Raw genomic sequence first — 24,379 nt, forward strand, 5'->3', positions numbered from 1 at the left:
AACAAAGCTCTTTTCGTAAACTTTGTTGCTATCTTAACCTTATAAATGCAATCATTATTCAGAATTCTCCTCGAAAAGAGCCCCGATACATTTATTAATGCGGGTTACTAGTACAGGTACGAACAGCAACAATCAATGCGAAAAAAAACTTTAACAAAGACTTCAGTTTTAACGATGTAAATTAGTAATGGATAACATGAAGTTTATCTACTATACTTATATAATGATGCAGTTCAATATAGGAATTTTGGTGGGAAATGATGCAATATAATGTGAAAATCGAGGCCTTTGAGGGTCCTTTGGATTTACTTCTGCACTTGATCAATCGTTTGGAGATTGATATTTACGATATACCAGTAGCGGAAATAACTGAACAATATTTAATGTACATCCATGCGATGAAGGAATTGCAGCTTGATGTCGCAAGTGAATACCTCGTGATGGCAGCGACGCTGTTAGCAATTAAAAGCAAGATGCTTCTCCCTAAGCATGAGGAAGAACTGGAAGATGATTTTGAATTTGATGATGACGGGGATCCGCGAAATGAACTCGTGGAGAGATTGATTGAATATAAAAAATTCAAAGAGGCAGCAAGTGATTTGAAATCCCTTGAGGAGGAACGGGGACTTATGTACACCAAACCTCCAAGTGACCTAACGGAATATGCCCATGAAATTAAGGGTGAAAACACCGACTTGAATATTTCTTTGTATGACATGCTTGGTGCATTTCAAAAGCTTTTAAGAAGGAAGAAGCTGCAAAGACCCATTTCAACCAAAATCGCCCGCCAGGAAATTTCTATTGAAAAAAGGATGGACGAGGTCCTGAGCTTCCTGAAAGAAAGCGGCAATCGGAAAAGATTTTACGACTTATTCCCCGAATCTGACCGTGAGCATATTGTCGTTACTTTCCTGGCAATTCTTGAGTTGATCAAACGGAAAGAAATCGATGTAGAACAAGAGCAGAATTTTGCAGAAATATATATGACAGCCAGAAAGGAGTAAGGGCGTGGGAATAGTGAAGTGGAAAGGAATATTGGAGAGCCTCCTGTTTGCGGCAGGTGATGAAGGATTGAGCCTGAAGCAAATTACAGCTGTGCTTGAAGTAGATGAACTCCAGGCCAATGAAATTGTTACCGAACTTCAGCAGGATTATGAAGATGACGAAAATCGCGGAATAACAATCGTCCAGCTGGCTGGAGTATACCAGCTGGCCACGAAAAAAGAACATGCTGATTACTTAAGAAAGCTTGTGGAATCTCCTGGAACCGCGCACTTGTCACAAGCAGCACTAGAAACTTTGGCGATTGTAGCTTACAAGCAGCCAATTACTAGGGCTGAAATCGAGGAAATCCGCGGGGTAAAAACGGAAAGACCTCTTCATACGCTGTCTTCAAGGGCTTTGATTAAAGAAGTTGGAAGAGCAGAAGGCACGGGACGGGCAATTTTATATGGAACAACAAAAGAATTTCTCGATTATTTCGGGTTGAAAAATATAAGTGAACTGCCTCCTCTTCCTGATCATATTGAGGATGATGAATTGCAGGATGACGCGGATTTATTCTTTGAGAAATTCCAGGAAACAATGGAAGCAGATCAATAGCTTTTGTGCACAAAGTTTAGAATTTATGATAAAATCAAAATAATTATTCTGGAAATGCTAAATAGACGAATGCCAGGCTTCTGCCTTCTTCTGCAAAGCATTTCTTTCTACATAAGGTTTTTTAAGAATGAATGTCCAACGGGAGGAATACCATGCTTATAAAGCAATGTATTGGTTATGAACTTGAAAAAGAAAAATCAAACACCTCGGAGGATTTTTTCAACCGAAGCGAAGTGACATTTGTGGAAGATGGCAAGGAGAAAACCCTGCATGTCCTTTATGTAAGGTATTTTGATGAGTTGGCTGGAAGTGTCACTCCTTTTCAACAGGATCCAATCTTCAACGCCGGAAGCAAGGAAGTATATATGAGGGATCTGGTGGCACTAGCTGCTTTATTGAAAAATCCGGGATATCGCCATCGTAAAAGGGTATATATAAATGAACAGAGAGAGTTCGCGGATATTTTCAAAGGACTGGATTACAGTAAGATTCCTGGGATATACGAAGGCATCGAGCAAAAAGGCAGCTTTGAAGTGCGCTCTCCCTTGGATTATATTATCCAGCCGGTATAGTTTCGTAAACTTTGTTGTCTTTACTCTCCGGCTCTCAAGATTCTTGGCTGCGGGAGTTCACTTTAAAGAGACCCAATTCCGAATCAATCATGAGAGTCCGTCGGAAAAAAGCGACGTCGAAGGTGAAATGGTTAAAATCCAGTGGGGGTGTCAATTTGGGAAATACAATCGTAAAAACACAAATCGAGGAAGTAAGGGGATTTCTGGCCGATACTGTTGTGAAGCTGGAGAATTACCTGAATGAAACAACCCTTGAAAAACTAAAACAAGGGCAGCCATCAGACGAAGAATACTATAAAACGATACTTTCAAGCCTTCGAAAGCTGGCTGTATACTGTGATGAAGGTCTGGATGCGTGCAGGGTGATTCTGCAGGCGGAAGTTTTTTCAAAGCCGGCAGCTGAGAAGACGCTCTATCGAATCTACTATCAGTGCATTGAAGAGTTCTTCTCTCCTAAAAGCGATGCATGGTATGAGGACAGCAGAGCCGCTTATACTGGAAAAAATGCAATCAAGTTCAGGCAGCAAGTGACGGCTGAATTAAACGGACTGATGGTCAGCCTTGAAAGTGGTTTTCAGAGAATCCGTGAAGAGCTTGAATATTACGAAACAGATTATCGGACAAAAATGCTTCAATCAAGATAATGAATACCCGGGAACAGCTATTAACTGGCTGTTCCCTTTTTTATTTAGAAAATGGTTGTCTGGTCTGCTCCATTCAGAAAAATTTTCAACTCACCGCTGTGCTCGTCCTCCGATTTATGTCATAACACTTCTTGTCCTGCATAAACTTGTACAAACTGCCAAAGGAGACGAGGGTCTGTCAATGAAAAGGATATGGATGAAATTATTGTTAATTGTCACTCTGTTGATCTACAGCATTCCTCAAACAGCGCAGGCTTCTGTGTCGGTAAGTGCCCGAAGCGCTATTTTGATAGAACAGGAATCTGGCAGGGTTTTATACGAGAAGGAGGCACACAGAGTTAGCAGGATTGCCAGTATTACGAAAATCATGACGGCTATCCTTGCGATAGAATCTGGCAGACTGGATGAGAAGGTGAAAGTGACTGAGAAGGCAGTCCGTACCGAGGGATCATCTATTTACTTGAAGCCGGGAGAAAAAATCAGGCTGGAGGATCTGGTGTATGGTTTGATGCTTAGATCGGGTAATGATGCAGCCGTCGCAATCGCCGAACATGTTGGTGGCAGCCTGGATGGATTTGTCTATTTGATGAATGAGAAGGCGCAGCAAATCGGCATGGAAAATACGCACTTCGCTAACCCCCACGGATTGGATGATCATGAAGATCATGTTTCCACAGCATATGACATGGCTCTTTTAACTCGCTATGCAATGGAAAACGAGGTTTACAAGGAGATTTCCGGTACAAAGATTCACAGAGCTCCTAATCTAACAGAAACATGGGACAGGGTTTGGAAAAATAAGAATCGCCTCCTGACAGAGAAATATAAGTATTGCACCGGTGGGAAGACCGGTTATACAAAACGGGCGAAAAGAACTTTGGTCTCAACAGCCCAAAAGGGTGATTTTGAGTTAATCGCAGTCACACTCAATGCACCTGACGATTGGAATGACCACATCCAGATGTTTGAAACAGCATTTTCAAATTACGACATTGTAGAAATCCTTTCTAAGGGTAAAGTGAAAGGGATAAAGGATGCGGATTATAAAAATAAAGTTTATCTGAACCATTCATTTGTATACCCGCTAACTTCAAAAGAAGAAGACTTAGTCAAAGTAGAATATAGATTGAAAAAGGCGGCACCAGACGGAGAGGAAACTCGATCTCCTATCGCAGGCCGGGCAAATGTCTATATAGATGATAATCAGATTGCAAGTTTGCCTGTTTATTACCAAGTGAAGGAAAAAGAGAAAAGCTCCTTCTTGGACCTTTTTAAAAATATCTTTACCTCAATAGCAGGGGTCCAGGATCATGGTTAACTATATCTGGGTGGTAATGATTTTAATTGGCCTTGGCTTTGCAATGGTGAATGGCACAATGGCTGAGGTGAACGAGGCTGTTTTTACGGGTGCAAAGGAAGCAATCACTCTTAGTATCGGATTGATCAGCATCCTAGTTTTTTGGCTCGGCATGATGAGAATAGCGGAGGATTCTGGACTTTTATCTAAGCTTTCATCTTTATTTAAGCCTTTGATTTCAAAGCTGTTTCCCGAAGTCCCGGCCAGCCACCCGGCGATGGGCTACATACTGTCCAATATGATTGCGAATATGTTTGGGCTTGGGAATGCCGCTACACCTCTGGGAATCAAGGCAATGGAAGAACTAAAGGAGTTGAATGAAGGGAAAAACGAAGCAAGCAGGTCAATGATCACTTTCCTTGCGATCAACACAGCAAGCATCACACTCATTCCAACCACTGTTATCGCGATCAGGATGAATTATGATTCCGCCAACCCGACAGATATAGTTGGGCCGACTCTTGTGGCAACTGCTGTCTCTGCTTTTGCAGCAATATTAATAGACCGTTTCTTTTACTATAGAAGAAGCAAGAAGGGGTAAATCAAAATGGAAATTGTATCTGCGATATCACTATGGTTCATCCCTGTTCTGATCGCTTTTATATTGATTTACGGCACCTATAAAAAAGTTCCCACATATGAAAGTTTTGTAGAAGGCGGCAAGGAAGGGATCAAAATGGCTGTATCCATCATGCCTTTCCTGGTGGGGATGATGGTCGCCATTGCGGTTTTCAGGGCGTCAGGGGCACTTGATGTCATGGTGAATTGGATCCGGCCTGGACTTGAGATGGCGGGGATACCGGCAGAAATAGTTCCGCTCGCACTGATCAGGCCGATCTCAGGTACAGCGGCACTCGGAATTACCAGTGACCTGATTGGTGTCCATGGTCCTGACTCTTTTATCGGTACTCTTGCAGCCACCCTTCAGGGAAGTACGGACACTACGTTCTATGTCCTCACCGTTTATTTCGGAGCTGTCGGGATTAAAAAAATGGGAGATGCACTCAAAGTCGGTCTCCTTGCAGACGCAGTAGCCATCATAACAGCTATTATCGTAGTCACGTTCATGTTCTCGAAATAGAGAAGATACCTTTAACGGGTATCTTCTTATTTTTTTGGGTCCTAGTGTTTAGCTGAACGAAGTAAAATCCTAAGCGACAGGTACGGAAACAGTCATATTAAATCACACACTTTTTGAAAATACTCGTAAAAATCTACTGACGAAGCTATCACAAACTGAACTAATATTGGTATAAAATAATATTGCAACAGGTTTACAGAACAAACATTTGTTAAAAAACAATTAACATTCCCAATTTATTTTTCGCTTTTTACACCATTGCTTACTTTGAAATCAGCGAGAGTTATGTCATAATTCATTAGGATGGATTAGATATTAATATTAACGATAGGTAATTGATATTAACTAGGAGTGACCTTAATGGAAAGACTGCAAAAAGTGATTGCTCATGCAGGAATAGCATCGAGAAGAAAAGCTGAGGAAATGATCCTCGAAGGAAGAGTCAGGGTAAATGGCAGTGTTGTCAAGGAACTTGGCCGGAAGGTGACTTCATCTGACAAAGTCGAAGTGGATGGAGTCCAGATCGAGGGAGAAGAACCGGTATATTTCCTGTTTTATAAACCCCGCGGTGTAATTTCGAGTGTACAGGATGATAAGGGGCGTAAAGTGGTTACGGATTTTTTCCAGACAATCGAACAGCGCATCTATCCTGTAGGGCGGCTGGATTATGATACATCAGGACTGCTATTGTTGACGAATGATGGGGAATTCGCAAATCTGCTCATGCACCCAAGCAATGAAATTGATAAGGTGTATGTTGCGAAGGTTAAAGGAATCCCTTCAAAGGAAAAGCTGACAAGCCTGGCCAGAGGTGTCATGCTGGAGGATGGGAAAACTGCGCCGGCGAGGACAAAATTGCTGAGTGTTGATAAAAAGAAAGATACCGCCATTGTTGAAATAACCATCCACGAGGGCCGTAATCGGCAGGTCAGAAGGATGTTCGACGCAATCGGGCACCCGGTATTAAAGCTAAAAAGGGAAAAGTATGGATTTTTGACGCTGAATGGCTTAAGGACTGGGGAAATCAGGGAGCTTACACATCATGAGGTGAAGCAGCTCCGTGTCCTGGCTATGAAAAAGTCTTAGAGTTACTAACATGAGTGTAGTTAGAATGTTATAATGAGGGAGAAATACGGTGGGAGGTTTAGGGAATGAAACAGAAACGCCTAATCACTAGAACAATTATTCTCGCGGTTATGGCCCTGGCTGTTGGCTATACTTTGTACGCTAACATGAATAAGGATAAAAACCAGAAGATTGTGATTGGAAAACCTGCTCCTGATTTTGTCCTTGTTGATATGGAAGGCAATAAACACAGACTTTCTGAGTATAAAGGGCAAGGAGTTTTCCTTAATTTTTGGGCAACATGGTGCAAGCCATGCGAGAGAGAAATGCCTTATATCGAAAATCAGTACCAGCAATTCAAGGACAAGGGGGTCCAGGTTCTTGCAGTTGACTCCGGCGAATCAGAACTTGCCGTTAATAGATTTATTGAACGCAAAGGCATGACTTTTCCGGTTCTGATCGACGAGGGACCAGTCCAGGCAGCATATGGGATCAACCCGTTGCCAATAACCTTCTTGATTGATAAAGAAGGAAATGTCGTAAAAAGCCATACTGGGGAATTATCTGAAGAAACAGTCCGTGAATTCATGGAACAGATTAAACCTTAAAAAGTAAGGGGAACAGGGAGTTTTTACTATGAACGAAGTAAAATGCGAGTGCGGCCATGTAAATCCGCAGGGAACGATCCTTTGTGAATCTTGCGGAAGAGTGCTGGAGGATAAAGAGAAAGAAAAGCAGCTCGTTGATATGCGCTATGAGGGAAGCGCACGCCGGTCACAAACCTATAACAAGACATTCATCGATAAAATCTGGAATTTCTTTTCTTCAGTTAAGGTTGGGGTATGGCTGATCGTCATCCTCTTGATCGCATCCTCTCTAGGAACGATTTTTCCACAGGAAATGTATATACCGCCTGTAATGCCTGCATGGGAATATTATGAAGAGCAATACGGGTGGATGGGAAAGCTTTACTATGATCTTGGTTTCCATAACCTCTACAGTTCCTGGTGGTATCTGCTTTTGATCGCAGCGTTAGGTGTATCACTTGTTATCGCAAGCCTTGACAGGGTGGTTCCCTTATACAGGTCATTGAAAAACCAAAGGGTTTCAAGGCATGAAAGCTTTTTGAAGCGCCAGAGAATGTTCGCTATGTCAGATGCTGAATTATCAGATGAAGCAGTAGGAAAGATTAAAGAAAACCTGACGAAAAAACGCTATAAACTTCGTGAGGAAAATGGTGATATCCTCGCCGAAAAAAACCGCTTTTCACGATGGGGCCCATATGTAAACCACCTTGGCCTGATCATTTTTTTAATCGGCGGCATGCTCAGGTTTGTACCTGGAATGTATGTTGACGAAATCTTGTGGCTAAGGGAAGGCGAAACAAAAGCGATTCCTGGCACAGAAGGCCGCTATTATCTCGAGAACAAACAATTTATCTTTGAAGTATATGATAAAGATAAAGATGAGGAAGTCTTCCAGGATGCAATCAACAAGGCTGGGACGGTGGTTAAAAACTATCAGACTGATGCTACTTTATATCAGAGACAGGGAGATATTGTCCCGGGTGAAAAGCCTGAGCTTGAGAAAATACGTGACCAGGCAATCCAGGTAAACAAACCTCTGAAAATTGATGGCTTTGCCTTGTACCAGGTAGACTATAAGCTTGATGAAATGAGCAAGATGGCCTTTAAACTTGAGAATAAAGAAACAGAGGAACAATTTGGTGATGTGGTGGTAGACTTATATGACCCTGAAATGAAATACGATCTAGGAAATGGGTACAAAGTCGAAGTGATGAGCTATTTCCCGGATTTTGAGTTCAATGAAGATGGGGAACCTGCGACAAAGTCACGCATCCCGAATAATCCTGCGTTCATCTTCAAAATGTTCAGTCCTGAAAAGCCTGAAGGTGAAGTCAGTTTCGTAGCCATCAGGCAGAATCTCGAGCCTTTGGGTGAAAATGACTACAAGATGACATTCGCAGGAATTGAAACGAAGAACGTAACTGCTCTGACAGTCAGAAAAGACCTTACACTTTGGATCATTGGTCTTGGTGGATTAATATTCATGATTGGTGTGATCCAGGGGGCGTATTGGAACCATCGACGTGTATGGTTAAGAAGAGTAAATAACCAGGTATGGACTGCGGCACATACAAATAAAAACTGGCATGGTTTAAAAAGAGAGCTAGAAGAAGTCTTTTCCGAGACCGGAATAGATGCTCCTGAGGACCAGGTGGCAGAAGAAAAGAAGGAGTAAGGAGGGAAAATAATGGTTGAGTTGAGTTCTAACTTTCTGTTTGCGGCATTTATCCTCTATCTAGTCGGTATCTTGTTTTTCGGGGGAGCTATTAAGGATAAAAGGCATGCTGATAAAAAAAATGCCCCAAATAAATGGGCGAATATTGGAGTCATTGTAACAATTGCGGGTTTCCTTTCGCAAATGACATTTTTTATTTTAAGATGGATTGCTTCCGGTCACGCACCGGTCAGCAACCTTTTCGAATTTACGACATTCTTCGGCATGTCATTGGTAGGAGCATTTATCATCATTTATTTCATGTATAAAACTCCATTGCTGGGACTGTTCACCTTGCCTGTAGCCGCTTTGATCATCGCCTTTGGAAGCATGTTCCCAAGGGAAGTTACACCATTGATTCCGGCGCTTCAAAGCTATTGGCTCCATATTCACGTTACGACAACAGCGATTGGACAGGCCATCCTAGCGGTAAGTTTTGCTGCAGGGCTGATTTATCTAGTTAGAAGCGTTGACCAGACGAAGAAAAGCAAAAGCACATTATGGCTGGAGGTTGTCCTGTTTGGTTTGATCAGTACGCTTGGCTTCGTGTTTGTTTCAAGTTTCTTCGCAGCAACAGATTATACAGCGAATTTTAACTATATCAACAAGGATGGACAGCCTGCCACTGAGGAATATACTATTCCTGCTTTAGTAGGACCGCATCAATATGAGCTGACTGATAAAGACCGTTTTGAACCATTATTCGAGACGCCTGCAATCATCAGTGCTAAGAAATTGAATACTGTTATTTGGTCGCTCGCAGCGGGTATAGTATTATATGTATTGCTAAGACTCATCCTGCGGAAGCGAATTGCTGCGGCATTGCAGCCTTGGACGAAGAGCATCAATATGGACCTCGTTGATGAGATCGGCTATCGTTCTGTATTGATCGGCTTCCCGGTCTTCACGCTTGGCGGACTGATTTTTGCGATGATCTGGGCTCAGATTGCCTGGACTCGCTTCTGGGGCTGGGATCCAAAGGAAGTATGGGCATTGATAACCTGGCTTTTCTATGCGGCTTTCCTGCATCTGCGCCTTTCAAAAGGGTGGCATGGAGAAAAATCCGCATGGCTTGCGGTCATTGGCTTTATCATTATCATGTTCAACCTGGTAGCAGTTAACCTTGTAATTGCAGGTCTGCATTCTTATGCAGGTTCCTAATTTGTGTCAATTTTATGACGGCCTTCACTGACTTAAGTGAAGGCCTTTTTTAAAAAATCGTGGCAACTAGACGCATGTTTATGTAAAATAATCGCAGGGAGGGATATACCTTATGGAAAAAGACGTGAAGATTTTAGTAGTGGATGATGAAGAAAGAATTAGACGATTACTGAAGATGTATCTTGAAAGAGAGAACTATATAATTGATGAAGCAGAAGATGGAAATGAAGCACTGGCAAAATCGCTTGCCAACGATTATGACGTAATCCTTCTAGATTTGATGATGCCTGGAAAAGACGGAATCGAGGTTTGCCGTGACCTTCGTGAAAAGAAGTCAACACCTGTGATCATGCTTACCGCGAAAGGTGAGGAAGTGAACAGAGTACAAGGCTTCGAGGTAGGGACTGATGATTACATCGTTAAACCGTTCAGCCCTCGTGAAGTTGTGCTGCGCGTTAAAGCTATGCTCCGTCGCTCATCGAGCACAAGTTACCTGCAGACTGAGACGACTGCCAAAGACGTGATTGTTTTCCCTCATTTAACCATTGATAATGATGCCCATAGGGTTTTGGCTGATGGCAAAGAAGTCAGCCTGACGCCTAAGGAATATGAATTGCTCTACTTCCTTGCGAAAGCTCCTGATAAGGTTTTTGATCGCGAGCAATTATTGAAGGAAGTTTGGCATTATGAATTTTTCGGCGATTTGCGTACGGTAGATACTCATGTTAAAAGATTGCGCGAAAAGCTGAATAAAGTATCTGAACAGGCTGCAAAGATGATCGTTACAGTCTGGGGTGTTGGCTACAAGTTCGAGGTAGTCAATGAATGATGTTTTGGCGCAGTGTAGTAGGTAAGCTTTGGATTACCATCCTTTTGCTGGTTTCATTTGTATTGTTCATCCTGACAGTTATGCTGATGGAATTCTTTGAAAATTATCACATTAATGAAACCAGGAGAGGAATGACCAATACTGCAGAAAAAATATCAAGGGTGCTGGAAGATCATCCTGGCCAGGAAGAACAATTAGGTCTTGAAATTGCATGGGAAATGGTCGATGATGACTCCAGGGTAACTGTCATTAAAGATCAGAATACTTATTTTTACTCACCTGGTGGAGAAGACATGACACATGTACCCATTTCATTTTTTATGAATGACCAGGATCTCTCTGCGGTTTTTAAGAATGACAAAACTGTAGATATCATTACCTCCATGCCAGGTATTTCAAACGATGTTGATGACACCCAATACTTAATGATCGGTGTTCCGCTGCACCAGTTTGAGAATGAAAATGGAGCAGTCTTTATTTATCAGTCACTAGAGGTGATGGAAGAGACGACCAGGCTGACCACTAAGTTCATCTTGCTGGCTGCCGGTGTTGCAATAGTCTTGACGACAATTTTTGCTTTTTTCCTGTCCACAAGGATTACTGCTCCATTGCGAAAAATGAGGGAGGCAGCCTTTGAAGTTGCCAGAGGGAAGTTTGATACAAAAGTACCGATCCTCACCCATGATGAAATAGGGGAATTAGCGACTGCCTTCAACCAGATGGGCAGACAGCTGAAATTCAATATGAACGCATTGAGTCAGGAAAAAGAACAGCTGACAAGCATACTCAGCAGCATGGCAGATGGTGTGATCACTTTCAATCGTGATGGCACAATCTTGATCACCAATCCGCCTGCCGAAATCTTCCTGAGATACTGGTATTATGAGCAGGGTCTGGCTTCCGAGAATACAGATGCCGTGCCATCTGAAGTCATGGAGTTATTCCAGCTTGCAGTCAATACGGAGAAAGAGCAGGTTGGGGAGATTACGGCCCAGGGGAGAACATGGGTAATCATCGTCAGCCCGCTTTATAATAAGAGGTTCATCAGGGGAGCTGTTGCTGTTGTCCGCGATATGACAGAGGAACGAAAGCTCGACAAAATGAGAGAAGACTTCATCGCCAATGTTTCACACGAATTAAGGACGCCGATTTCGATGATGCAAGGATATAGCGAAGCAATCGTCGATGACATCGCCCAAACAGATGAAGAAAAGAAGGAAATGGCCAAAGTCATTTACGATGAATCCCTAAGAATGGGCCGACTTGTTAATGAATTGCTCGATTTAGCCCGCATGGAAGCAGGTCATATTCTTCTTAACGTTGAAACCGTCGAGATAAGTCCGTATGTCAATCGGATAATCCGTAAATTCCATGGCCTGGCGAAGGAGAAGGGGATCGAGTTATCTGTCCACTTCGATTCAGAAGAAATTGATTTTCGATTTGATCCAGACCGCATCGAACAGGTCCTTACCAATCTGATTGATAATGCAATCAGGCATGTCCCGGATTCTGCATCTGTTGTAATCAGCGGTAAAACCGATGAACGCGGCTTATATTTTGAGGTGAGCGACCAGGGGCCTGGCATTCCTGAGGAAGACTTGCCATTCTTGTTCGAGAGATTCTATAAAGGCGATAAATCCAGAACTCGCGGCGTATCCGGCACCGGTCTTGGACTAGCCATCGCCAAGAATATTATCGACGCACATCGCGGGAATATCTCGGTAAAAAGCAAACTCGGACAAGGTACGACATTTTCCTTTTTCATCCCTCGAAATATTGAATAACTTGCCGACTATTCTTGATTCACAAGGAACAATTAACGTAAAAGGAAAGAGGCTGGACCAAAATCTATTCAGATTTGGACCGCCTCTTTTTTAGTTGTTTACTCCTGAGACTCATGACGGACAGAAATGCTGAAGTATCGAAGAAAAGTGTCCGTCATCGGGGTGATGATGGACAGAAAGTATGAAGTATCGAAGAAAAGTGTCCGTCATCGGGGTGATGATGGACAGAAATGCTGAAGTATCGAAGAAAAGTGTCCGTCATCGGGGTGATGATGGACAGAAAGTATGAAGTATCGAAGAAAAGTGTCCGTCCTCAAGGCTGTTATGGATAGAAAACACTCGAATACTAAAACATGCCCAGATTAATTCGACCTATTTACACTCTGCCTGTAGCTTGGAACAAATAATTTGTCCTCGAAAATTCCTTCCATTTCCATTCTAAAAATAATATAGTTAATATGAAACTTTTATTAATACTTAACGACTAATCTAATGAATACGGAGGCGAATAGAGCTATGAACTCCGTTTTTGATGAATTGTATCAAAAATATCATCATGACGTTTTTCAATTTTTATTTTATATGGTAAAAAGCAGGGAGCTGGCTGAAGACCTTGTACAGGAAGTCTACATACGCGTTTTAAAGGCGTATGACCGGTTTGAGGGAAAGAGCAGTGAAAAGACATGGCTGTTTTCGATTGCCAAAAATGTCGCGATTGATCATTTCCGCAAACAGAAGGGCTGGAAGCAGCGATTGCTTGAATCCTTTGATATGTCTGCACGCCAGGTAAGGGACGATCAGCCCCTTCCTGAAGAAATGGCACTTCAAAGTGAAGAAGTCCATATGATGTACAAGTGCCTTGACCAATGCACGGTTGACCAGCGAATGGTCATAATCATGCGCTATATACATGAATTAACGATAAGCGAAACAGCAGAAGCTTTATCATGGACGGAAAGTAAGGTAAAGACGACTCAGCACCGTGCTTTAAAGACATTGAAAAAGCTGATGGAAGAAATGATTGAAAAGGAAGGGATGACTAGTGAAAAAGTCACAGCTAAGCGATAAGCAGCTAGAAGAAATCCTCGGCCAAATGCCTAAGGTAAAAGATCATCGCGACTCTCGTGACATTTATCAGAATATCGCCCATCGTGTTGAAAAAAGAAAGAAAATGCCAGCCTGGGTTATTCCTGGCGCAGCTCTTGCCGCTGTGCTCTTCCTCGCCTTTATCCTTTCTCCGGGCTTGCTGGGAAGCAATTATTCTGAACAAAAAAGCATGGATAGCAGTTCTGTTGATGGAGCCAAGCCATCAATGGAGATGAATACCGCCTCCAGGGAAGATACGGCGAATGAAAGTGCGAGCCGGGAGGAGAGCACTGTCATGATGGATGCAGCTGATGGTGAGGCTGAAGAAAAGAGTACAGAAATCAAAGCAATGGATATAGCGAATCCTTATGGCGGCCTGATTTCTTTATATCCAGAAGAAGTAGACACAGAGACTACGGAAATCCTTACCTATGCCATTCCAGACCAGCAGGTTATGACTGTTGTCCCCGTTACGGTTGCAATTCCCAAGCAAGAAGGGAAAAGCTGGATTGACAGCTATACGGAAACAATGCCGATGTTAAAGGAAGAGGAATGGGGTTTAACCGAGTACTATCCAATGGACGCAACCTGGAACTACGATGAAGCGACTAAGACATTGGCAATGGATGTTAAACAAGATCACCCGTATCAATATGGAAGTGCTGCAAACATTATTTTTGTTGATTCCATGACGCAGAATTTCTCGCAAGCAGGGATCGATAAAATGGTTCTGACTACAGAGAGCGAACCTGGGATTGACCTGGGCAACTATGGCCCCAGGAAGGAGCTGCCAATCAACACGGGAACTTCAAATAGAAGAGCATACTTGTTCTTGTCAGTGGAAGGCATGCCTAACCCATACCTTGTACCTACAAAAGAACAGCATAAAACAATTGGTGATGCATTTGCGCAGATGATAAAAGGTGATGATAATGGCTACCTTTCACCTTCACTTCCGGATAGTTTCAAGCTGGCCCAAACGGATCAAAATGAAGATAAAGTGTTAGAGATTACCCTTGATGAGGATACAACTTTGGACGAAAGTTTCCTGCCGAATCTTGAGGCAATCTTAATGACAGCGAGTGAGTTTGATTATTCTGGTGTCAGGTTCACAAATGCGAACATCGACCAGCTTGGACCATTCAACCTGAACGAAGTCCTCGCTCTGCCACTGGCTCCAAACAAGAAGAATATTAACTAAAAGAAAGGCCATCAGGTCTTTCTTTTTTTGTCGATGGAAGCGGATCCCTCAATCTCTGAACAAAACAATTTTTCCTTCTTTTGCATAAAAAAGCAGTTTACCACCAATTATAACAAATGTGCTTTTTTAGCTGCTGCTTTTCCACAATACAGTTCTATTTTTGTACAGGCTGTCATAGGGATGAAAAGGGAGCAAAAAGTTAAGGAGGAAGAAAATGCAGGATTACATTAAGCGTTTACTCATTGCCGGGCTAATGGCACTCTGTATCAGCTTGTTATTTCTTGGCGGAAAGCACTCTCAGGCAGAAATGCTCGATATAACAGAATTGACTTCAGATTGGGTTTGGCCTGCCGATGGAGTCGTAACAGATTTATATGGAACGCGTCATGGCCATCATAAGGGAATTGACATTGCTGGTGAATTCAAAACACCAATACATAGCGTTGATAAAGGGGTAGTAACAAAATCATATTATTCTGGCTCATACGGACATGTAGTGTTCATTAAGCATGAGAACAACCTGGAAACTGTATACGCTCATTTGAATAAAAGGAGTGTGAAAGAGGGGCAGGTTGTTAAGCAAGGCGATGTAATCGGTCTGATGGGGAACACAGGGGATTCCTCTGGAGTTCATCTCCATTTTGAAATCCATAAGGATAACTGGACATACGAAAAGGAAAATGCTGTAGATCCTGCATTGGCTTTAGGAGAAGCAGCTGTAGGGCAGCCTATTTTAGCTATGGAGAAAAAAGGAAATGAAGTGACGGTAGAGACAATTGCCAAGCTTCGGTTGATGGATGATATCGATATTGGTAACCAAGGCGAGAGCTTCCATATTGACAATGGAAACGGAATTTCAGAAAAATCAACTGCTGCTGAGTCTCAATCTATGGCAAAGCATACCGTCAAAAGAGGGGAGACCCTTTGGTCAATCGCCAGACAATATGTCACTTCTGTAGAAAAAATCAAGAAAGAAAATAATATGAGCAGCAACCAGATTTCTCCAGGAGACGTTTTAATAATCGAGAGCTCAGCTAAAGAGAATTATGTGGTTTCCTCAGGGGATACACTAATCTCTATCGCAAGAAAGACAAACACATCCGTTGAAAAGTTAAAAGCCTTGAACAATCTGACATCTGATACGATTCAACCGCATCAAATATTAATTACCCGATAATCAGTCCTTGTACCCCGCTGTTATATGAAAGTATAATAGGTAAAACGGTCACAAAGGGGATGGGTACTATGCTGACGGATTACCACAACCATCTGGAAAGAGGTACATTGACGCTGGACTATTTGAAGCAGTTTACTGATATGGCCAATAAAAGGGGAATCCAGCATTTCGGGATTTCCGAGCATGCATATCACTTCTACCAGACTGCAGATATCCTGCGCAACAGCTGGGTGGATGAACGCAGATACTATGATATGGCTGATTATGTAAATCTTTTTAAGGAAGCCTGGGGAAATGAAATTGACGTAAAAATGTCAATCGAGATGGATTACACTCCTGGCAAGCATAAGGAAATGGAACAGTTCATCAACAGCTATGAATTTGATTATGTGATAGGATCGATCCATTGGATTGGCGATTTCGGAATTGACCTTGCCGAATATCGTAAAGAATGGGACAGAAGAGATGTTTATGAAGTTTATAAAAGTTATTTTGACCAGGTGGTAACACTGGCGCAGTCAAATCTTTTCGATATAATCGGACACATTGATCTTGTGAAGATTTTTAAATATGTCCCTGAAGATGAAGGCTTCCTTTTGGAGCAGTATGATCGTGCGACATCAGCGCTTGCACAATCCAAGACCTGTGTGGAAATAAGCACTGCAGGATTGAGGAAGCCTACTCAGACATTGTATCCAGACAAAAGGCTATTGCAGATGTGCTTTGATAAGAATATACCAATTGTTTTGTCATCCGATGCCCATGTACCTGAGCATGTCGGTGCTGATTTTGGCCAGGCACTTGAACTTGCTCGAGAGGTTGGCTATGGAGAAATCATGACATTCTCCAAAGGTGAAAGAAAATCATTGCCGTTGGGATAAGATAGGGAACGGACAAGTGCTGGAGCTGAACATATTCAGAATAAACACGTTCTTATTCAAACGTTGTTTTCGTAAAGATTGTTGTTAAAATCCTAAAGCCGATTTTAACGTAATATAAGGCCATTTTGCTGGTCGGTATTAAGTTTGCATGCTCTTTTCTTCCAAAAGAGTCAATTTTGCAAATAAAATAGGTCATTACAATCCTTTTTTGAAGTCAATAGCAACAAAGTTTGAGAAAAGAGCCTATTCAAAAAAAACACAGGCCTCGTTGATTGGAGGCCTGTTTGCTGTCCTTAGACTTAGAGCAATATACTATTGATCGTGACAATGTCCTGCAGCGACTCAAGCTTGCCGATCATCTCATTTGAAAGGGGTTTGTCAAATGAGAGGACCATGATGGCTTCGCCGCCGGCCTCTTTTCTGCCGACCTGCATTGTCGCAATGTTCACGCCATGGTCACCCAGGATCTTTCCTACATGCCCGATTACACCGGGACGGTCCATGTGCTGGATATACAAGAGGTTCCCTGCAGGGTGGAAATCAATGTTAAAACCGTCCAGGTTGACAATCCTTGGCCCGTAATGGTCAATGTAGGTTCCTCTCGCTGTAAAAGTTTCTCCGTCTCCGCTTGCTGTTACTGTTATGGTATTTGCGTAGCCAAAGGAGTTTCCTGTCACTTTTTCCCCAACCATGATTCCGCGCTCTTTTGCAATGTGGATTGCATTTACTTCGTTTACTTTCACTTCAATGCGGTTTTCGAAAAATCCGGCAAGCAGCGCCTTTGTTAAAAAAGATGTCTCGAGATCCGCTGCAGTGCCTGAATAGGTAGCTGTCAGCTCGCTGATTCCTTTGTTGTGGCATTCTGAGACAATCTTCCCCATTTCCTTCGCAAGCTGGTGATAGGGTTGGATTTTTTCATAGATGTCTTTAGACATTGCCGGAAGATTGATCGAGTTGGCCACAGGTTTATTCTCAAAATAAGTCCTGATTTCACTTGCGACCTGGGTAGCAACATTTAGCTGCGCTTCTTTTGTAGAGGCTCCAAGGTGTGGGGTTGCAATAACTGAATCAAGCCTTAACAAAGGGTGACCCTCTGGGGGTTCCACTTCAAATACATCCAGTGCAGCGCCCGCAACATGACCGTTCTCAATATAATGAGCGAGAGCCATCTCATCGATTATTCCCCCTCTCGCACAGTTGAGCAGATAGACTCCTTTTTTAGTTTGACTCAATGTCTTTTCATTGAGAAGTCCTTTCGTTTCTTTCGTCAGAGGTGTGTGGACCGAAATTATATCGGTTTCTGCGAGGACCTCGTCAAAGGAGGACAATTGAACACCTAAAACGTCTGCCCTCTCCTTCGTCAGGAATGGGTCATATACCTTTACAGACATCCCGAAAGCCCTGGCTCTTTTTGCGAGTTCAGAACCGATTCTCCCCAGACCAATGATTCCTAAGATTTTTCCATAAAGTTCATTTCCGATAAACTTATTTCTCTTCCATTCTCCATTTTTTACAGTGGAGTGTGCCTGTGGAATGTTCCGCATTAATGCGGACATCATCGCAAAGGTATGTTCCGCAGTAGAAATGGTATTCCCATCAGGAGCGTTCACGACGATTATTCCTCTCTTTGTCGCCTCTGTGATATCAATATTATCTACACCGACACCTGCCCGGCCAACTATTTTTAGTGCTGGCATTCGATCGAGCAGTTCTTGAGTAACTTTCGTTGCGCTCCTGACTAATAGGGCGTCAACCTTTTGTAAATCGATTAACCCTGAGTCCACACCCCCGATATGTACCTGGATTCCTTCGTGTTCTAATAATGGCTGTAAGCCTTCTTCCTTTATTGAATCTGCCGCTAGAACCTGAAACATCCTTTGCCCACTCCTTTTATTAAGAATAAAGTAGTAATTTTCTGATTATTTTACAAAACGAATATTCTTTTGTCAAACTCTCGAATTGTTCATGTATTCCATGCAAGCGCTGTCAAAATCAATTGGTTTACTCTAAATATATTCTGTTATTCCGAATTTAGCAGAAAAGTAATTCTCAATCAATATCCGTTCTGAAACTCAAAATATTTTGCTCGTTTACGTCAAAAAATCGTCACAAGCATACACCTTCACAAACTATCTTTTTTTCAGTATAATAAACTTGTTAAATTAAATATGGTCTATCTTCGGGGCAGGGTGTAATTCCCGACCGGCGGTAATGAGATGAATTCTCTAAGCCCGCGAGCCTGTAAGGGCAGGATTTGGTGCGATTCCAAAGCCGACAGTATAGTCTGGATGGGAGAAGATGGAGGTTCTGCAGACGTTCGAAAAATGCAGGTTTCGAACGGTTATTTGGCATACCTTTCACAACTCTCCCTCAAGTTCAGAAAACTTGGGGGTTTTATTTGTAATGGGTATGTGATTGCCGAATCTTTCTTCTTTATGTGAGATGGATCTCTATAAGGAGAGAGGAAAATGAAAAAATTCAGTGTCAAAGCAATGGTCTCAATTGGTATGCTGAGCAGTATCTCGTATGTATTGATGCTGCTGAATTTTCCGCTGCCGCCGTTTCCAAAATTCTTAATGGTCGATTTCAGCGATATACCTGCATTGATTGCTGCGTTGATTTTTGGTCCGGCAGCCGGTATTTTAGTAGAATTCTTGAAGAATACGCTTGATTATTTTATGACGGGCAGTGATACGGGTGTTCCCGTTGGGCATGTTGCCAACTTTGTTGCCGGTGTTTTATTCATCCTGCCAACCTATTATATCTATCAGCGGATGAAATCCAATAAGGGAATGACGTTCGGATTGGTGGCTGGTACAATAAGTATGGCCATCCTGATGAGTGTACTGAACTACTACGTGTTCCTTCCTGCCTACACATTGTTCTTGAATATGCCGGCAATGTCTGGACCAGAAGCGCGAGCCATGATCGTCGCAGGGATTTTACCATTTAATTTCGTTAAAGGCTTACTGATGTCTGTCATATTCATGCTCATCTTCACAAGGATGAAAACATGGATCGAGAGGCAGCAAGCTTTCAAAAGTGCATAAATCATATGAATTCTAATACAAAAGCAACGGTGTGCTATACCGTTGCTTTTTGATTTATATATGGGCCAACAAAAATCATCATCCGTGCATGGATGGACCGCAAATTAAAGTTATCATCCAACGTAATAACTGTAAAAAAAAATTCCCGCATGTAAGCGGGAATTATGTATTGTCTTATTCGAATTTAGTAGCATCTCCGTTAAATGGCTCATCTGCAACTTTGATTGAGTCAGTCGGGCAGCCTTCGAATGCATCCATCATGTCGTCAATTAATACATCAGGGATTTCAACGATACCTTCGTTTTCATCAAGTGTTACGAATGCGATGCCTTCATCGTCGTAATCGTAGATATCTGGAGCAGCTGCACCGCAAGCTCCACATGCAATACAAGTTTCTTTGTCAACAATTGTGTACTTAGCCATGATATAATTCCTCCCAAGTGTTTAACAATAATATGCTGTTTTCACCAAAACAGTGAAAACGTATTCCTCATACCTATTGTAAAACTGTATCGCCAACATTTCAATAAAAAAAGTATTGAGAATGCTTATCACACAAGGCCTTGAATGGTTTTTCCGTTGAAAATAAAACATTTACTAGATATTTTCATGGTAAAATAATGTTAGATTATTTTTCTGCTATAGTGGGCGCCGAATATTATCGTGCCCTTTACTTAATTTTTCATTCCAGGGTGATTTTATGGGGATAACATATTTGGAAACAGTTGTTTTGTCTATATTGAAAAAAATCAATGGCGAAAGAACCATTTATTCGCTATTTCATCTTCTTCAGGGCAAACGTTCCTCGCAGACGATACAAGACGCGCATTTGTATAAAATCACCCCATATTTTCATACATACCCTTCAGTTACCCGTGCAGGACTCGAAAAAATGATTGATAGGCTGAAGCAAAGGGGAATGGCCGAGGAAATTGCAGAAACGAAGGTAATATTAACGGACAAAGGAGAGAAAGCGCTGGAACAACAGTTAGCTGAATACAAACTTCCTGATTATTTGAATGGCTGGAAATATCACCAGGTGACAGATTCTTTTTGGGAAAGGTTGACATTGCTGATCCAGGTGAGTTCTAATCTGATCAATCATGAACGCTCCTTTATCCCAGTAAGAAATAAGAGGGAAACCCTTATTTGGGTTAAACATTACATCAGGCAGCAAAAGGAAGATCGTTACAAGCTTGCGGATAGGCTGTATCGTGAGCTGATCTCTGCCCTTGATAATGAAAAGACGAGACCTGAATTAGTTGTTTTTAGACTGACTGGCTTCAGGAAAATTGGATTAACCACTCTGCAGGCTGCTGAAAAAACCGGTCTGGAACCGGCTCACTATCATTACGAATTCTTAAATTGCTTACATGCAATGTTTGACAGGGTGATAGAGAACGAACAGGCCTATCCATTGCTTAGTGGATTGATCATAAAGGCGGAGCGAAGTGTTCCCTTGACGATTTCAACTGACAAGACCTATAGATTAATGCAGAGGGGTTATACCCTGGAAGAGATTGCAGCTGTCCGAAACCTTAAGCAAAGCACCATAGAAGATCATGTTGTGGAAATTGCTCTTTCCATCAAGGACTTTCATATAGACCACTATGTCCTTCATGACAAAAGGGAAAGAATCCTTCTCGCAGCTCAGCAGAATTCCGCGAAAAAACTAAAGCAAATCAAGGAACAGGTGGCTGATGCCTCCTATTTTGAAATCAGGCTTGTTCTGGCTAAATATGGTGATATGGAATGGAATTAAAAAACTATTTAAAAAGGTATTTTGGGTTCGAGGATTTTCGTCCAGGGCAGGAAGAAACGATCCAATCCGTTGTAGGGAAAAAACATACGATTTCCATGCTGCCAACTGGAACGGGTAAGTCCCTGTGCTATCAGCTTCCGGGTTATCTGGTGGACGGGCCAGTCTTGATTATTTCACCGCTGCTGTCACTTATGCAGGATCAGGTAGAGCAAATGATGGCGATGGGCGAAAAAAGAGTTATTGCCTTGAATTCCTTTTTGTCCCCACAGCAAAAAGCCAAAGCGATGGAAGAACTCGAATGGTTTCGGTTTATCTTCATTTCTCCAGAAATGCTTGGAATTGATTCTGTATTGAACCGGATAAAAAAACTGTCTGTCTCACTGTTCGTCGTAGATGAGGCCCATTGTATTTCTCAATGGGGATATGATTTTAGGCCGGACTATCTCAAGCTTGGAGAGTTCAGGGAGAAGCTTGGAAACCCTTTGACGCTTGCGCTGACAGCCACGGCCTCAGAGGAAGTCCGAAGGGATATTGCTGAAAAGCTCCATTTAGGAGAATGGAATGAAGTGGTTTATTCTGTGGACAGGCCCGCTATTTCTCTTGCTTTGGAATCCGCCTCTGCCTTCCAGGATAAGCTGGACCGGACAATCGAGCTGGTGAAATTTTTAAAAGGACCCGGGATCATTTATTTTTCAAGCAAGAAAGTCGCTGAGCAAACAGCGGCGCATATGAGGGAAAAAGGGATCATGAATGCCATGGCCTATCATGGGGGCCTGGATCCGGAAAGCCGGGTCCTTATCCAGCAGCAATTCATCAATGGCCAGCTTGATGTGGTTTGTGCTACAAGCGCTTTTGGGATGGGGATTAATAAAGAAAATGTCCGTTACGTGATTCATTTCCATATGCCCATGCAGATCGAATCGTACCTCCAGGAAATAGGGAGGGCGGCAAGGGATGGCCGCGATTCAATTGCCATCCTGATTTATACCCCAGGAGACGAACAGCTGGCGTACCAGCTCGCTGAAGGTGAGCTCCCTGATCAATACCAGATTGAAAGGCTGTTTGCCTTTATAATTGATAACCAGATCCATTATCATAATCTTTCCGAACGTGCTGAAGAGCTCTCAATGATATGCGGCTTCACCGAGATCCAATGGAGGATTGTCGAGGATTACCTCTCTGGTATTGAAACGATAGAGTATAACAGGGATAAAAGGAGCCTCGGGCAATTAATCGAAAATCGTCTGCAGGTAAAAAATATGCAAATTAAGAAGATGCTTGAATGGATTCATACAAAGGAATGCAAGAGGACTTTTATTTTGGGTATGTTCGGCGAAGAAATCCAGGAACGGCCCCGGAATTGCTGCAGTAATTGTGGTATAAATATAGATCATTTTGAAGAAACCGAACCACCCAGTGGACAATGCGAAGCTGCGTTGGACTGGAAGCAGGAATTGGCTTCAATTCTATTGATGAGAGAGCGGATGTAATGAAGGATCAATATAAGGAAACCGTGGCAAGGCTGACTGAAAAAGAACTGCTGTTCCACTTAATCGCTACGCAAATATTACTATTAACGATATCGGCAATATTAGGTATGATAATGTTTGATAGCTTCAATGAGTTCCAAGAATTATTTATTTGGAGTGACTGGAATATTTTGTTTGTCGGTCTCACTGCGGGAGCTGCAGTCGTTGTTATGGACTTCATCTTCATGAAATATCTGCCGAAGTCCTACTATGACGATGGAGGCTTGAACGAAAGGATATTCAGGAAAAGGAGTGTAGTCCAGATTATGCTGATTGCAGCTATGGTAGCAATTAGTGAGGAAATTCTTTTCAGAGGAGTCATTCAGACAAATACCGGGTTAATCATATCGAGCATAATTTTCGCAGTCGTCCATTATCGCTATCTGTTCAATTGGTTTTTGTTTACTAATATTATTTTATTGAGTTTCTTGATTGGATACATTTATATGGTGACAAATAATCTTGTTGTCACGATCGTGATGCATTTTTTCATTGATTTTATCTTAGGTTTAATCATTAAATTCAGGACTCAAGCAACAATTGGGGGTACAGGCAGTGAATAAGGAAAAACCTATAAGGGACCAGGCTGAGCGGCTGAGAAAAAGAGTGGAGCGCAAAACTGACCATACTACTGAAAAAAAGGAATCCCTTCCGCCAAGAAGTGAGATGCACAGACAAAAACAGAAAAAAACTAAAGTTAAAGTAAAATATCCGGTCATCAGGCTGATGGCTCTGTTTTTCATCCTGCTGCCTATTTCTTTTTTCAGCATTATCTCTTATCTGGATGGTGTGAAAACGCCTTTGAATAAGTCGCAGGAACGTGCAGGGGTGGAGATGATCAATGTTGAAGGCCAGGATGAACGAAGCAGTAAGAATCAGGAAGATACAGATCAGGAAGCACCATCCTATGAAGAAATTGCCGATCCAGATGGAAACGATGTTGTGACAGCTGGACCTGCTCCATCAAGCAGCGGGGACAAAAATACTGCGGAAGAAGCAGATGAAGAAAAAGATAGCGAAAAAATAACCGCTCCAGCCTCCGCGGAGCCCGCGAACAAACCTGCAGTTGAAGAAGATACCGCAGCGGCAGAAAAAGAAGTACCAGCAAGCAGTGAAAAGGTCATCTATCATACTGTAAAACCAAATGAAACATTGTTCAGAGTAGCAATGACCTACTATAAATCCCAGGATGGAATTCCAATCATCAAAAAAGCGAACAACATTCAGGGGAATGAGATTCAAGCAGGACAAGTATTGAAGATACCGATTAAAAATTAGCCGGAGTGAAAAACTCCTG

At 42.3% G+C, this 24,379-nt stretch carries 24 protein-coding genes and 1 riboswitch; of the genes, 22 read left to right on the forward strand and 2 right to left on the reverse strand.

The features are described 5' to 3' along the window. Positions 1–260: 260 nt before the first annotated feature. From J7E37_RS12690 to J7E37_RS12770, 17 genes are all read left to right on the forward strand, one after another. The gene (locus J7E37_RS12690) at positions 261–1,004 is read left to right on the forward strand and encodes a segregation/condensation protein A (protein WP_214778558.1); all 744 of its coding nucleotides are present in this window, start codon (positions 261–263) and stop codon (positions 1,002–1,004) included. 4 nt (positions 1,005–1,008) lie between these two features. Beyond that, positions 1,009–1,602: an SMC-Scp complex subunit ScpB gene (gene scpB, locus J7E37_RS12695; RefSeq protein WP_215024246.1), complete on the forward strand. Its 594-nt coding sequence runs from the start codon at positions 1,009–1,011 to the stop codon at positions 1,600–1,602. A gap of 152 nt (positions 1,603–1,754) precedes the next feature. Then, positions 1,755–2,174, forward strand: a complete 420-nt coding sequence (locus J7E37_RS12700; RefSeq protein ID WP_214778560.1) for a hypothetical protein — start codon at positions 1,755–1,757, stop codon at positions 2,172–2,174. A 155-nt stretch (positions 2,175–2,329) separates the two neighbouring features. After that, entirely contained in the window at positions 2,330–2,818 is a 489-nt protein-coding gene (locus J7E37_RS12705) for a YpuI family protein (RefSeq protein WP_214778561.1), read from the forward strand. 181 nt (positions 2,819–2,999) lie between these two features. Next, positions 3,000–4,136: a D-alanyl-D-alanine carboxypeptidase family protein gene (locus tag J7E37_RS12710; RefSeq protein WP_215024248.1), complete on the forward strand. Its 1,137-nt coding sequence runs from the start codon at positions 3,000–3,002 to the stop codon at positions 4,134–4,136. Then, positions 4,129–4,716, forward strand: a complete 588-nt coding sequence (locus J7E37_RS12715; RefSeq protein ID WP_214778563.1) for a nucleoside recognition domain-containing protein — start codon at positions 4,129–4,131, stop codon at positions 4,714–4,716. Before J7E37_RS12710 ends, J7E37_RS12715 begins: the two co-directional genes overlap by 8 nt. 6 nt (positions 4,717–4,722) lie before the next feature. Continuing rightward, the gene (locus tag J7E37_RS12720) at positions 4,723–5,256 is read left to right on the forward strand and encodes a spore maturation protein (RefSeq protein ID WP_214778564.1); all 534 of its coding nucleotides are present in this window, start codon (positions 4,723–4,725) and stop codon (positions 5,254–5,256) included. A gap of 360 nt (positions 5,257–5,616) precedes the next feature. Continuing rightward, positions 5,617–6,342: a 23S rRNA pseudouridine(2605) synthase RluB gene (rluB, locus tag J7E37_RS12725; RefSeq protein WP_214778565.1), complete on the forward strand. Its 726-nt coding sequence runs from the start codon at positions 5,617–5,619 to the stop codon at positions 6,340–6,342. Between the two features lie 65 nt (positions 6,343–6,407). Continuing rightward, the gene (resA, locus tag J7E37_RS12730; protein WP_214778567.1) at positions 6,408–6,929 is read left to right on the forward strand and encodes a thiol-disulfide oxidoreductase ResA; all 522 of its coding nucleotides are present in this window, start codon (positions 6,408–6,410) and stop codon (positions 6,927–6,929) included. Between the two features lie 28 nt (positions 6,930–6,957). After that, complete coding sequence (gene resB, locus J7E37_RS12735; protein ID WP_214778569.1) at positions 6,958–8,583, forward strand: cytochrome c biogenesis protein ResB; 1,626 nt, start codon at positions 6,958–6,960, stop codon at positions 8,581–8,583. Positions 8,584–8,595: 12 nt separating this feature from the next. Beyond that, positions 8,596–9,783: a c-type cytochrome biogenesis protein CcsB gene (gene ccsB, locus J7E37_RS12740; protein ID WP_214778571.1), complete on the forward strand. Its 1,188-nt coding sequence runs from the start codon at positions 8,596–8,598 to the stop codon at positions 9,781–9,783. A gap of 112 nt (positions 9,784–9,895) precedes the next feature. Beyond that, entirely contained in the window at positions 9,896–10,612 is a 717-nt protein-coding gene (locus J7E37_RS12745) for a response regulator transcription factor (RefSeq protein WP_041965633.1), read from the forward strand. Continuing rightward, a complete protein-coding gene (locus tag J7E37_RS12750; RefSeq protein WP_214778573.1) occupies positions 10,609–12,396 on the forward strand; it encodes an ATP-binding protein in 1,788 nt (595 codons plus the stop codon). The genes J7E37_RS12745 and J7E37_RS12750 overlap by 4 nt, the downstream gene beginning before the upstream one ends. A gap of 516 nt (positions 12,397–12,912) precedes the next feature. Then, complete coding sequence (gene sigX, locus J7E37_RS12755) at positions 12,913–13,464, forward strand: RNA polymerase sigma factor SigX (RefSeq protein ID WP_214778576.1); 552 nt, start codon at positions 12,913–12,915, stop codon at positions 13,462–13,464. Continuing rightward, positions 13,439–14,683: a hypothetical protein gene (locus J7E37_RS12760; protein WP_215024251.1), complete on the forward strand. Its 1,245-nt coding sequence runs from the start codon at positions 13,439–13,441 to the stop codon at positions 14,681–14,683. The genes sigX and J7E37_RS12760 overlap by 26 nt, the downstream gene beginning before the upstream one ends. A gap of 214 nt (positions 14,684–14,897) precedes the next feature. Then, positions 14,898–15,860, forward strand: coding sequence for a M23 family metallopeptidase (locus J7E37_RS12765; protein ID WP_215024253.1), 963 nt, complete (start codon positions 14,898–14,900; stop codon positions 15,858–15,860). 68 nt (positions 15,861–15,928) lie between these two features. Further along, positions 15,929–16,741, forward strand: coding sequence for a histidinol-phosphatase (locus J7E37_RS12770; RefSeq protein ID WP_214778584.1), 813 nt, complete (start codon positions 15,929–15,931; stop codon positions 16,739–16,741). A gap of 299 nt (positions 16,742–17,040) precedes the next feature. Here the strand turns inward: J7E37_RS12770 and serA are convergent, their stop codons facing one another. Beyond that, positions 17,041–18,615 (reverse strand): phosphoglycerate dehydrogenase, encoded by a 1,575-nt coding sequence (gene serA / locus J7E37_RS12775; protein WP_215024255.1) that lies wholly within the window; start codon positions 18,613–18,615, stop codon positions 17,041–17,043. Positions 18,616–18,912: 297 nt separating this feature from the next. Next, positions 18,913–19,045, forward strand: a riboswitch (FMN riboswitch). Positions 19,046–19,209: 164 nt separating this feature from the next. Between serA and J7E37_RS12780 the strand changes: the two genes are divergently transcribed. Then, positions 19,210–19,791, forward strand: coding sequence for an ECF transporter S component (locus J7E37_RS12780; protein WP_215024257.1), 582 nt, complete (start codon positions 19,210–19,212; stop codon positions 19,789–19,791). 174 nt (positions 19,792–19,965) lie between these two features. Here the strand turns inward: J7E37_RS12780 and J7E37_RS12785 are convergent, their stop codons facing one another. Next, positions 19,966–20,214, reverse strand: a complete 249-nt coding sequence (locus tag J7E37_RS12785; protein ID WP_023627496.1) for a ferredoxin — start codon at positions 20,212–20,214, stop codon at positions 19,966–19,968. 292 nt (positions 20,215–20,506) lie between these two features. Between J7E37_RS12785 and J7E37_RS12790 the strand changes: the two genes are divergently transcribed. The 4 genes from J7E37_RS12790 to J7E37_RS12805 are packed head-to-tail and all read left to right on the forward strand — an operon-like array spanning position 20,507 to position 24,360. Beyond that, positions 20,507–21,553: a YpbB family protein gene (locus J7E37_RS12790; RefSeq protein ID WP_251009645.1), complete on the forward strand. Its 1,047-nt coding sequence runs from the start codon at positions 20,507–20,509 to the stop codon at positions 21,551–21,553. Further along, positions 21,544–23,043, forward strand: a complete 1,500-nt coding sequence (locus J7E37_RS12795; protein ID WP_215024259.1) for a RecQ family ATP-dependent DNA helicase — start codon at positions 21,544–21,546, stop codon at positions 23,041–23,043. Before J7E37_RS12790 ends, J7E37_RS12795 begins: the two co-directional genes overlap by 10 nt. After that, on the forward strand, positions 23,043–23,645 hold the full coding sequence (locus J7E37_RS12800; protein WP_214778728.1) for a CPBP family intramembrane glutamic endopeptidase: 603 nt from the start codon (positions 23,043–23,045) through the stop codon (positions 23,643–23,645). The genes J7E37_RS12795 and J7E37_RS12800 overlap by 1 nt, the downstream gene beginning before the upstream one ends. Next, on the forward strand, positions 23,638–24,360 hold the full coding sequence (locus J7E37_RS12805; RefSeq protein WP_215024261.1) for a LysM peptidoglycan-binding domain-containing protein: 723 nt from the start codon (positions 23,638–23,640) through the stop codon (positions 24,358–24,360). The genes J7E37_RS12800 and J7E37_RS12805 overlap by 8 nt, the downstream gene beginning before the upstream one ends. Positions 24,361–24,379 lie beyond the last annotated feature (19 nt).

The sequence above is a fragment of the Bacillus sp. ISL-39 genome (assembly GCF_018613295.1).
Classification (GTDB): domain Bacteria; phylum Bacillota; class Bacilli; order Bacillales; family Cytobacillaceae; genus Mesobacillus.

Bases quoted from the DNA above. Each gene is read 5' to 3' on its own strand.
- J7E37_RS12750 (WP_214778573.1), top strand. From the start codon at position 10,609: ATGATGTTTTGGCGCAGTGTAGTAGGTAAGCTTTGGATTACCATCCTT.
- J7E37_RS12765 (WP_215024253.1), top strand. From the start codon at position 14,898: ATGCAGGATTACATTAAGCGTTTACTCATTGCCGGGCTAATGGCACTC.
- J7E37_RS12710 (WP_215024248.1), top strand. From the start codon at position 3,000: ATGAAAAGGATATGGATGAAATTATTGTTAATTGTCACTCTGTTGATC.
- resB (WP_214778569.1), top strand. From the start codon at position 6,958: ATGAACGAAGTAAAATGCGAGTGCGGCCATGTAAATCCGCAGGGAACG.
- rluB (WP_214778565.1), top strand. From the start codon at position 5,617: ATGGAAAGACTGCAAAAAGTGATTGCTCATGCAGGAATAGCATCGAGA.
- resA (WP_214778567.1), top strand. From the start codon at position 6,408: ATGAAACAGAAACGCCTAATCACTAGAACAATTATTCTCGCGGTTATG.
- sigX (WP_214778576.1), top strand. From the start codon at position 12,913: ATGAACTCCGTTTTTGATGAATTGTATCAAAAATATCATCATGACGTT.
- J7E37_RS12715 (WP_214778563.1), top strand. From the start codon at position 4,129: ATGGTTAACTATATCTGGGTGGTAATGATTTTAATTGGCCTTGGCTTT.
- ccsB (WP_214778571.1), top strand. From the start codon at position 8,596: ATGGTTGAGTTGAGTTCTAACTTTCTGTTTGCGGCATTTATCCTCTAT.
- J7E37_RS12795 (WP_215024259.1), top strand. From the start codon at position 21,544: ATGGAATTAAAAAACTATTTAAAAAGGTATTTTGGGTTCGAGGATTTT.
- J7E37_RS12690 (WP_214778558.1), top strand. From the start codon at position 261: ATGCAATATAATGTGAAAATCGAGGCCTTTGAGGGTCCTTTGGATTTA.
- J7E37_RS12785 (WP_023627496.1), bottom strand. From the start codon at position 20,214: ATGGCTAAGTACACAATTGTTGACAAAGAAACTTGTATTGCATGTGGA.
- J7E37_RS12700 (WP_214778560.1), top strand. From the start codon at position 1,755: ATGCTTATAAAGCAATGTATTGGTTATGAACTTGAAAAAGAAAAATCA.
- J7E37_RS12720 (WP_214778564.1), top strand. From the start codon at position 4,723: ATGGAAATTGTATCTGCGATATCACTATGGTTCATCCCTGTTCTGATC.
- J7E37_RS12780 (WP_215024257.1), top strand. From the start codon at position 19,210: ATGAAAAAATTCAGTGTCAAAGCAATGGTCTCAATTGGTATGCTGAGC.
- serA (WP_215024255.1), bottom strand. From the start codon at position 18,615: ATGTTTCAGGTTCTAGCGGCAGATTCAATAAAGGAAGAAGGCTTACAG.
- J7E37_RS12800 (WP_214778728.1), top strand. From the start codon at position 23,043: ATGAAGGATCAATATAAGGAAACCGTGGCAAGGCTGACTGAAAAAGAA.
- J7E37_RS12770 (WP_214778584.1), top strand. From the start codon at position 15,929: ATGCTGACGGATTACCACAACCATCTGGAAAGAGGTACATTGACGCTG.
- J7E37_RS12745 (WP_041965633.1), top strand. From the start codon at position 9,896: ATGGAAAAAGACGTGAAGATTTTAGTAGTGGATGATGAAGAAAGAATT.